Raw genomic sequence first — 7,447 nt, 5'->3', positions numbered from 1 at the left:
GGACCGGGTGGGGAGCAGCGGGGCGGCCGAGGCGCGGTCCCGTGACGCGGTCGACTGCCGGGGGCTGCCGCGCCCGGCCAGCGTCTGCGGCGTACCGGTCCCGGGGGTGGTGCTGGGGCCGCTGGAGGGGTCGCTGTCCGCGGAGCCCCCGTCGGGGTCGCCGTCGCCCGGTGTGGAGGGCGCGCTGTTGACGTCGGAGATCCGGACGGACGGCGGCAGGCCGCCCTGCACACTGACGATCCAGGTGGTGGCCACACTGATGCCGACCACCGTCGACATGGCCATCGCGGCGCCGGAGACCCGGATCGCGGGCAACCGCAGGGGCGTGCCGCGCCTGCGGCGCAGCCCATGGCGTCCGTGTGCCGCGGGTGTACCCGGCCGTGCGCCCCCCGTGCGCTCCGGTCCTGGTCGCCCGCGGTGCCGCCCTGATCCGGTGCGGGTCCGCACCGGGGCGGTGTCCTCGTGGGGAACCACCGATCTCCCTCCGTGCCGGCCGACCGGCCCGCGGTGCCCGCTCCCCCCTACGGGCCGGGCCGCACATGCCTTCGTCGGCAGAGGGACGAGAGTACCAGCGGCGGTCGTCCGTGTGACTGCCGCTTGCGCAACGGGTACATCACCATCGGATCTCCTTGCGCCGCAAGCTTGCTGACGTTGCGTCAGCAGCGACGCAAGCGGGGTGGACGGGACAAGCAACCCCCTGCAACCGTTGCCCCCGGCAGGATCCGGTACCACAGTGGCAGCATCCGATGTTCCCGCACGGAGAGACCCTCGCATGCCGCGCGACCCGCTGCCGCCAGGCAACGCAGCACCACACGGCACCGCACTCCCCCCTGACCTCGCGGCCGACGCGGACCACACCGACGCGCCGCGCCTCCGGCCCGTCCAGGAGCCGGAGCCGCAGAGCGGCCCGGTCGAATGCGTGCTGACGCTCTACATGCTCTTCGACGCCGACCGGGTCGCGGCGGTACCGACCCGGTTCAGCTACGACCCGGCCGAGCCCTTCGCGGTGCGGCTGGCCTTCCACGCCGGCGAGTACGACGAGGCCGAGTGGGTCTTCGCCCGGGAGCTGCTGGCCGACGGCCTGCGCGGACCGTCCGGCGAGGGCGACATCAGGCTCTGGCCCTCCCACTGCCCGCAGCACGGCGGTGTGCTGCGCATCACCCTGGACTCCCCGCACGGCTCCGCCGTCCTGGAGGCGGTGGCCGCGGAGGTGGCGCAGTGGCTGGAGCGCACCCATGCGGCCGTCCCGCCCGGCGGTGAGCTCAGCCTCCTGCCGACGGACGAGGAGCTGGCGCGGCTGACCGCAGGCTGAGCACCGCCGCCGCGGACTCCTCGGCCGGGCCCTCCACCAGCTCCCGGCGCAGCCGCCGCACCGCGGGGGCGTCCGAGTACGGCAGCAGCTGCGAGAGGTCGTCGGGCAGCCGCACCTGCACCTGGATCGTCTCGGCGAAGCGGTACGGGCGGTGCTCCAGCAGCCCGCCGAGATGGCGGCGGAGCCGGGAGAGCTCGGCCCGTACGGTGACCTTGCGGCCGGCGTCGCCGAAGAGGTCGGCCGCCAGCTGGCCGGCGGTACGGCCCTGCCGGTGGACGGCGAGCAGCAGCAGCAGTTCCGCGTGGCGCGGGCTGAGCGCATGGGACCAGCTGCCGGACGGCCCGTCCACCGCCAGCTCGGCGTGGCCGGGCCTGGCCAGCTCCACGACCACCGTGGTGCGCTCGGCCGCCGGGTCGGCGCCGTCCGCAGGGTCGGCGCAGGGGCGGACCAGCCAGCCGCCGGACAGCGGCTCCACGGCGCACTCGCCCAGCGCGGGCAGCCACACCCGGGGGCCGCCGGGGCTGCGGGGCAGCAGCAGCCGGGCCGAGGGGGCGAGCCCGCTGGCGGCGGCCGTCCAGCCGTTGCGGTCGACCACCACCGCCGGTCCGGGCATCCGGGCCAGGACGGGGGAGGCCACCGTGCGCAGCCGGTCCAGCGCCTCCAGATGGGCGGCCCGCAGCTCGGCCTCGGCCAGCCGGGCGGCGGCGGAGACCAGGGCGATGGTGTGCGGGTGGAAGGAGCCGGCCGGCCCGCTGAGGTCCACCAGGCCGATCAGCCGGCCGCTGCGCGGGTCGTGCAGCGGCGCGCTGGCGCAGGTCCAGGCGTGGTGGGTGCGGACGAAGTGCTCGGCGGAGTGGACCTGGACCGGCCGCCGGGCGGCCAGGGCGGTGCCGATGGCGTTGGTCCCGACGGCGTCCTCGGCCCAGCAGGCGCCGACGTCGAAGCCCAGCCGGTCGGCCTGCCTGCGCATCGCCGCACTTCCCTCGCGCCACAGCACCCGGCCCTCGGCGTCGGTGACCACCAGCACATGACGGGCGTCCCGGACGATCTGGGAGAGGGTCTCCCGGAGGGAGACCAGGACCTCGGCCAGGCCGGTCTCCCGGCGGCGGTGCTCCACCTCGGCGGTGTCCAGCAGATCGGGGTCCTGACCGCGGTCGGGGTCGATGCCGAGCCTCAGCATCCGGCTCCAGGACTCGCTGATCACCGCTCGGGGTGCCGTGTCGGGGAGCTCGCCCGCGAGGGCCTGCTCCCGGGCCCGGGCGAGGGTCCGGGCGTCCGGGCCCGCCGCCGCCGGATCCGTTGCCCTGAGCGCACGGTGTGCCGTCTGCCGCATGCCGTCCCTCCCCGCCGACTGCCGAGACCTGCACGGCCGGGCGCTGGGCGGGCCGCTGCGACGACCGGTGGCCCCACCCCCCGGTCGCGGTCCGCCGCGTCGGCCGCGGCGCTGCCAGGTTAGGCGCTCCCCGGGCGGCTGCCATCGGCCTTGCGCAATTTCGCCGGAACGCTGGACGCACTGCGCCGAACGCGCTACGGACGGTGTTCGACGGGCCGGATCCGGCGGATCCCGCGGACCGGCCGGGGCCGGATCAGCGGGAATGCGCCGGCGCCGCACCGGCGGACTGGGCGGACTCCACGGTCTGGTGCAGGTCGCTGGTGGCGTCCAGGGCCGTACCCGCGGAGGTGCACAGGCAGGCGGTGAGCAGCAGCGCCACCACGGTGCGGCGGCCGGACGGCTGGGCGGGGCCGGGGGAGAGCAGCGCCGCGACCCGCCGGGGCACCGGTCCGGTGTGCGCGGCCGGGGCCAGTCCGGGGCGGTGGCCGGGCGCCGGACGGGGTGCGGCGGCGGCCAGGGCGGCGCGGGCGACGGCGCGGGCGGTGACGGCGCGGCTGCCCACGGCGGCGGCGGCGGCCTCGTCGGCCCAGCGTTCCAGGTGGTAGGAGAGCGGGGCCCGCAGCAGCCGCAGGGCCGGGTGCGCCGCGGCGGCGTACTCGGCGGCGGCCAGGAAGAGATGGTGGCGTGCGCCGAGATGCGCGCGCTCATGGGCGAGCAGGGCGCAGCGCTCCTCGGTGCCGAGCGCCCGCAGCATTCCCGCGGTGACCACGATGCGGCCGGGGCGTCCGGGCAGCGCATAGGCGTCGGCCCGGTCGTCGGGGAGGACGGCCAGGCCGTCCGGGGTGCCGGAGGCGCTGTGGGCGAGGTCGCGGGCGGAGCTGAGCTCCCGGCGGTGCCGGGTCGCGGACCGCAGCAGCAGCGCCGCCACGGAGCCCAGCGCGAGGGCGGCCGCGGCGGCGAGCGGGCCGGCGGAGGGGGAGATGCGGTCCAGCCACGGCAGCGAGAGGTGGCCGAGAGCGGCCACGGCCGGCAGTCGCAGCAGTCCGGCGGTGGCGAGCAGGCCGAGCGAGGCGGTGGCGGCGCCGGCGAGCAGGACGGCGGTGCCCGCGAGCATCCAGGCCGCGGTCCTCGGCGGCAGCCATCCGGCGAGCAGCCGGGCGGCGGGCACGGCGAGCAGTGGCAGCAGCAGCGGGGCCCAGACGGCGACGATCATGCGGTCTCCTCCCCGGCGGGGTCGGCGAGCAGTTCGCGCAGCAGGCGCTCGTCGTCGGCGGAGAGGTCGGAGACGAAGCGGGCCAGTACCGTGGAGCGGTCGGGCTCCCGGTCGAGCTCGGTGCGCATGCGGCGGGCGGCGAGGCCCGCGGTGTCCTGGACGGCAGGGGTGTAGGCGTACGCCCGGCCGACGCGGGTGCGCAGCACGGTGCCCTTCTCGTGGAGCCTGCCGAGGATGGTGGCGACCGTGGTGCGGGCGAGGTCGCCGGTCACGGCCTGCTGCACGTCCTGCGGGGTCAGCGGGCGTCCTGCGGCCCAGAGTGCGGCCAGGACCTCGGCTTCCAGCTCGCCGGACGGGCGGCGGGGGACGGGCAGCTCGGGCATGTCGGCGTTTCCTCCCGGCATCGTCTACGCTCGTGTAGAACGTCTACATGATTGTAGACGGTCGGGCGGGCGCCTGCCGGGCCCGCCACGACCAGTATGGGAGGTCCGCCAACCTTGTCCGCACCCCCCGCCCTCCTGGCGGTCAACATCCTCGACGCCTCGTCGCTGCTCTCGGCCTTCGGAGCGCTCGGCATCGCCGTGGTGCTGTTCGCCGAGACCGGACTGCTCGTGGGCTTCTTCCTGCCCGGGGACTCGCTGCTCTTCACCGCCGGTCTGCTCTGCGTACCCGGCCGGCACAGCGGCCCCCACCTGGACCTGGCCCAGGTGCTGGCCGCCTCCGTGGTGGGCGCGCTGGCCGGCGCCCAGTGCGGCTACCTCCTCGGCCGCCGGGGCGGCCGCGCCCTGCTGGCGCGGTCCCGCAACCACCGGCTGCACCAGGGAGCGCAGCGGGCCGAGGAGCTGCTCGGCCGTTACGGGCACGCCCGCGCCGTGGTCCTCGCCCGCTTCGTCCCGGTGGTGCGCACCGTGCTCAACCCGCTGGCCGGGGCGCTGGACGTACCCCCCCGCACCTTCACCCTCTGGCAGGTCCTCGGCGGCGTCGTCTGGACCGTCGCCCTGGTGGTCGCCGGCTACGGCCTGGGCTCCTCGGTGCCGAACATCGACCACTACCTGCTGCCGCTGGTCGCCCTGGTGGTCGTGGTCTCGCTGCTCCCGCTCGTCTTCGAGCTGCTGCGCTCCCGCCGGACCCGGACCGCCGGAGACGAGGTCCGATGACCGGCGGGCTGCTCGCCTTCGACGGAAGCGGCATCGACGGCGGCCTCTACACCGACGTGGTCGACGCCGCCCACCGCACCCCGCACTGGCTCGACCACGTGGTGCTCCTCTGGTCCGACTACGGCCTCGCCGTCTTCGCCCTGCTGATGCTGGCCGCCTGGTGGTGGCCCGGCCGCAGCCGCGGGCCGGCGGTCGCCGCGCGGGCACTGGCGGTCCCGGTGGTGGTGGTCGCCGCGTACGCGGTCAACTCGGTGCTCAAGGCACTGGTGGCCGAGGACCGGCCCTGCCGCTCGATACCGCACTCGGCGACCCTGGAGGCCTGCCCCGGTCCCGGGGACTGGTCCTTCCCCAGCAACCACACCGTGATCGCCTTCGCCGCCGCGGCGGCGCTGCTGGTGGTCCACCGCCGGCTGGGCGCGGTGGCGCTGCTCGCCGCCGTCGCCGTGGGTGTCTCCCGGGTGTGGATCGGCGTCCACTATCCCCATGACGCGCTGGCCGGAGCCCTGGTGGGCGTGGTGGTCGCCGTCCCGCTGATCCTCGCGGCCCGGCGTGCGGCGCCGCTGGTCGAACGAGCACGCCGGAACCCGCGGCTCGCACCGCTGCTCGGCACCGGCTGACCGCGGGCCCCACTGCCGCCGGGGGCGGCGCCCGAAGCGAGGCGGGCGCCGCCCCCGGCTTCGGTTGCGCCCCCGGCTTCGGTTGCGCCCCCGGCGCCGGTTCCGCTCCGGCTCCGCTTCCGCTCCCGGCGGGCGACGCGGCTCAGGCCGGCATCCCCCAGGCGGCCCGCAGCCCGGCGAGCGCCTGGTGGAAGCCGGGGAAGGTCTTCCGCACACAGCCCGGGTCGTCCAGGGTGATGCCCGGCGTGAGCAGGCCGGTGACGCTGAACGACATGGCGATCCGGTGGTCGCCGCGGCAGGCGATCTGCGCCGCGCGCGGCTGCGCCGGACGGATCTCGATCCAGTCGCGCCCGGTCTCCACCGGCACACCGAGGGCCCGCAGGTTCTCCGTACAGGCGTCCAGGCGGTCGCACTCCTTGATCCGCGTGTTGTACACGTCCTCGATCCGCACCGGGCCGTCGGCGAAGGGCGCGATCGCGGCCAGGGTGGGGACCGTGTCGGAGATGTCGCGCATGTTGACCGTGAGGCCGCGCAGCCGCCCGCGGCCGGTCACCGTCACCGAGTCGCGGCCCAGCTCCACCTCGGCGCCCATCCGCCGCAGCACCGAGGCGAAGGCCACATCGCCCTGGCGGGAGTCCGAGCCCAGGCCGGGGACGGTGACGGTGCGGCCGGTGAGCGCCGCGGCGGCCAGGAAGTAGCTCGCGGTGGAGGCGTCCGGCTCCACCCGGTAGTCGGCGGCCTCGTACGGCTGCGCCGGCACCGTGAAGGTGTCGCCCTCGCGGCCGACCTCCACCCCGAAGTCCCGCATCATCGCCAGGGTGATCTCCACATAGGGCGCCGAGACCAGGTCGGTGACGGTGATCCGCAGGCCCTCGGCGGTGAGCGGCCCGACCAGCAGCAGCGCGGTGAGGAACTGGGAGGAGAGTCCGGCGTCCAGGGTGACCGCGCCGCCCTTGATGCCGTCCGCCCGGACGGTCAGCGGGTGGTGGCCCTCCTGCGCCTCGTGCACCAGGTCCACGCCGAGGTCGCGGAGCGCCCCGGTCAGCGGGCCGAGCGGCCGGCGCCGCATCTGCTCCGAGGCGTCGAAGCGGAACACCCCGTGCCCGGCGGCGGCCAGCGTTGGCAGGAAGCGCGCCGTGGTCGCCCCGTCCCGGCACTGGACCGAGGCCTCCTCCGCCGCCGGCCCCTCCGGCCGGCCCTCCACCGTCCAGACCCCGGGCTGCCGGTCCACCCGGTAGCCGAGTGCGATCAGCCCCTCGGCGAAGCCCTCCGAGTCGTCCGACACCAGCGGCTGCCTGAGCACCGTGGTCCCCCGGGCGGCGGCCGCGAGGAACAGGGCGCGGGCGGTGACGGACTTGGAACCCGGGATCTCCACAACAGTCATGCCGCCGACCCTAGAGCCCCGGGCCGTCCCCGCAGGTCCGCTGTCCGCTCCCCGGGACGGCCCCCGCCGCACCGACGACGGACGGTGCCGCCCGGGCACGGGGAACGGCGACCGGCGGCCTGCCGCACGCGGAGGAAGGCCGCCCGTCACGTCGAGTCGGCAACCCTGTGGGGCAGTACGCCCCGGACCTCCGGAGGGCCGCGCGCCTACCGGGAGGCGCCCGGACGGGCCGACAGCACGTAGTGGACCGTGTCGTCGGCGGAGGTGAAGCTGTACGGCTCTCCCCGGGAGAGCGAGGCGAGGATCCGCCGGTGCTCCACGGTGTCGGCCAGCCAGTGCCGTACGGGCAGGGCGTACGCGGGCGGGAGCTGCTCGGCGACGTCATGGCCGCGGGCCAGCAGCCACCGCAGGGCGGGCCGGGGGCTGTCTCT

7 protein-coding genes and 2 pseudogenes are annotated in these 7,447 nt (G+C 76.4%); 3 read left to right on the top strand and 6 right to left on the bottom strand.

Annotated features, from left to right (window positions below; translation table 11 throughout):
• Nucleotides 1-315: pseudogene (locus AOK09_RS33990) on the bottom strand (hypothetical protein); the annotation flags it as partial.
• A 457-nt stretch (nucleotides 316-772) separates the two neighbouring features.
• Here AOK09_RS33990 and AOK09_RS33985 point away from each other — a divergent pair.
• A complete protein-coding gene (locus tag AOK09_RS33985; protein WP_055591072.1) occupies nucleotides 773-1,312 on the top strand; it encodes an SsgA family sporulation/cell division regulator in 540 nt (179 codons plus the stop codon).
• Here AOK09_RS33985 and AOK09_RS33980 read toward each other — a convergent pair.
• The 3 genes from AOK09_RS33980 to AOK09_RS33970 form a co-directional block, all read right to left on the bottom strand.
• Nucleotides 1,263-2,645 (bottom strand): GAF domain-containing protein, encoded by a 1,383-nt coding sequence (locus AOK09_RS33980; protein ID WP_063796150.1) that lies wholly within the window; start codon nucleotides 2,643-2,645, stop codon nucleotides 1,263-1,265. The genes AOK09_RS33985 and AOK09_RS33980 overlap by 50 nt on opposite strands.
• Before the next feature lie 253 nt (nucleotides 2,646-2,898).
• A complete protein-coding gene (locus AOK09_RS33975) occupies nucleotides 2,899-3,858 on the bottom strand; it encodes a M48 family metalloprotease (protein ID WP_055591071.1) in 960 nt (319 codons plus the stop codon).
• Nucleotides 3,855-4,241 carry a BlaI/MecI/CopY family transcriptional regulator gene (locus AOK09_RS33970; RefSeq protein ID WP_055591070.1) on the bottom strand — a complete coding sequence of 129 codons (387 nt, stop codon included), beginning with the start codon at nucleotides 4,239-4,241 and terminating at the stop codon, nucleotides 3,855-3,857. Before AOK09_RS33970 ends, AOK09_RS33975 begins: the two co-directional genes overlap by 4 nt.
• Nucleotides 4,242-4,337: 96 nt before the next feature.
• Between AOK09_RS33970 and AOK09_RS33965 the strand changes: the two genes are divergently transcribed.
• Complete coding sequence (locus AOK09_RS33965) at nucleotides 4,338-5,015, top strand: DedA family protein (protein ID WP_055591069.1); 678 nt, start codon at nucleotides 4,338-4,340, stop codon at nucleotides 5,013-5,015.
• Entirely contained in the window at nucleotides 5,012-5,632 is a 621-nt protein-coding gene (locus AOK09_RS33960) for a phosphatase PAP2 family protein (protein WP_055591068.1), read from the top strand. The genes AOK09_RS33965 and AOK09_RS33960 overlap by 4 nt, the downstream gene beginning before the upstream one ends.
• A 142-nt stretch (nucleotides 5,633-5,774) precedes the next feature.
• Here the strand turns inward: AOK09_RS33960 and aroA are convergent, their stop codons facing one another.
• The gene (aroA, locus tag AOK09_RS33955) at nucleotides 5,775-7,016 is read right to left on the bottom strand and encodes a 3-phosphoshikimate 1-carboxyvinyltransferase (RefSeq protein ID WP_055591067.1); all 1,242 of its coding nucleotides are present in this window, start codon (nucleotides 7,014-7,016) and stop codon (nucleotides 5,775-5,777) included.
• A gap of 206 nt (nucleotides 7,017-7,222) precedes the next feature.
• Nucleotides 7,223-7,447, bottom strand: a pseudogene (locus AOK09_RS33950) (hypothetical protein); the annotation flags it as partial.

This window comes from Peterkaempfera griseoplana (assembly GCF_001418575.1).
Taxonomy (GTDB): Bacteria; Actinomycetota; Actinomycetes; order Streptomycetales; family Streptomycetaceae; genus Peterkaempfera; species Peterkaempfera griseoplana.
This window is presented reverse-complemented; position numbering and strand designations above follow the sequence as displayed.

Coding starts and splice junctions, on each gene's coding strand:
- AOK09_RS33965 (WP_055591069.1), top strand. CDS start 4,338: ATGGGAGGTCCGCCAACCTTGTCCGCACCCCCCGCCCTCCTGGCGGTC.
- aroA (WP_055591067.1), bottom strand. CDS start 7,016: ATGACTGTTGTGGAGATCCCGGGTTCCAAGTCCGTCACCGCCCGCGCC.
- AOK09_RS33985 (WP_055591072.1), top strand. CDS start 773: ATGCCGCGCGACCCGCTGCCGCCAGGCAACGCAGCACCACACGGCACC.
- AOK09_RS33970 (WP_055591070.1), bottom strand. CDS start 4,241: ATGCCCGAGCTGCCCGTCCCCCGCCGCCCGTCCGGCGAGCTGGAAGCC.
- AOK09_RS33960 (WP_055591068.1), top strand. CDS start 5,012: ATGACCGGCGGGCTGCTCGCCTTCGACGGAAGCGGCATCGACGGCGGC.
- AOK09_RS33975 (WP_055591071.1), bottom strand. CDS start 3,858: ATGATCGTCGCCGTCTGGGCCCCGCTGCTGCTGCCACTGCTCGCCGTG.
- AOK09_RS33980 (WP_063796150.1), bottom strand. CDS start 2,645: ATGCGGCAGACGGCACACCGTGCGCTCAGGGCAACGGATCCGGCGGCG.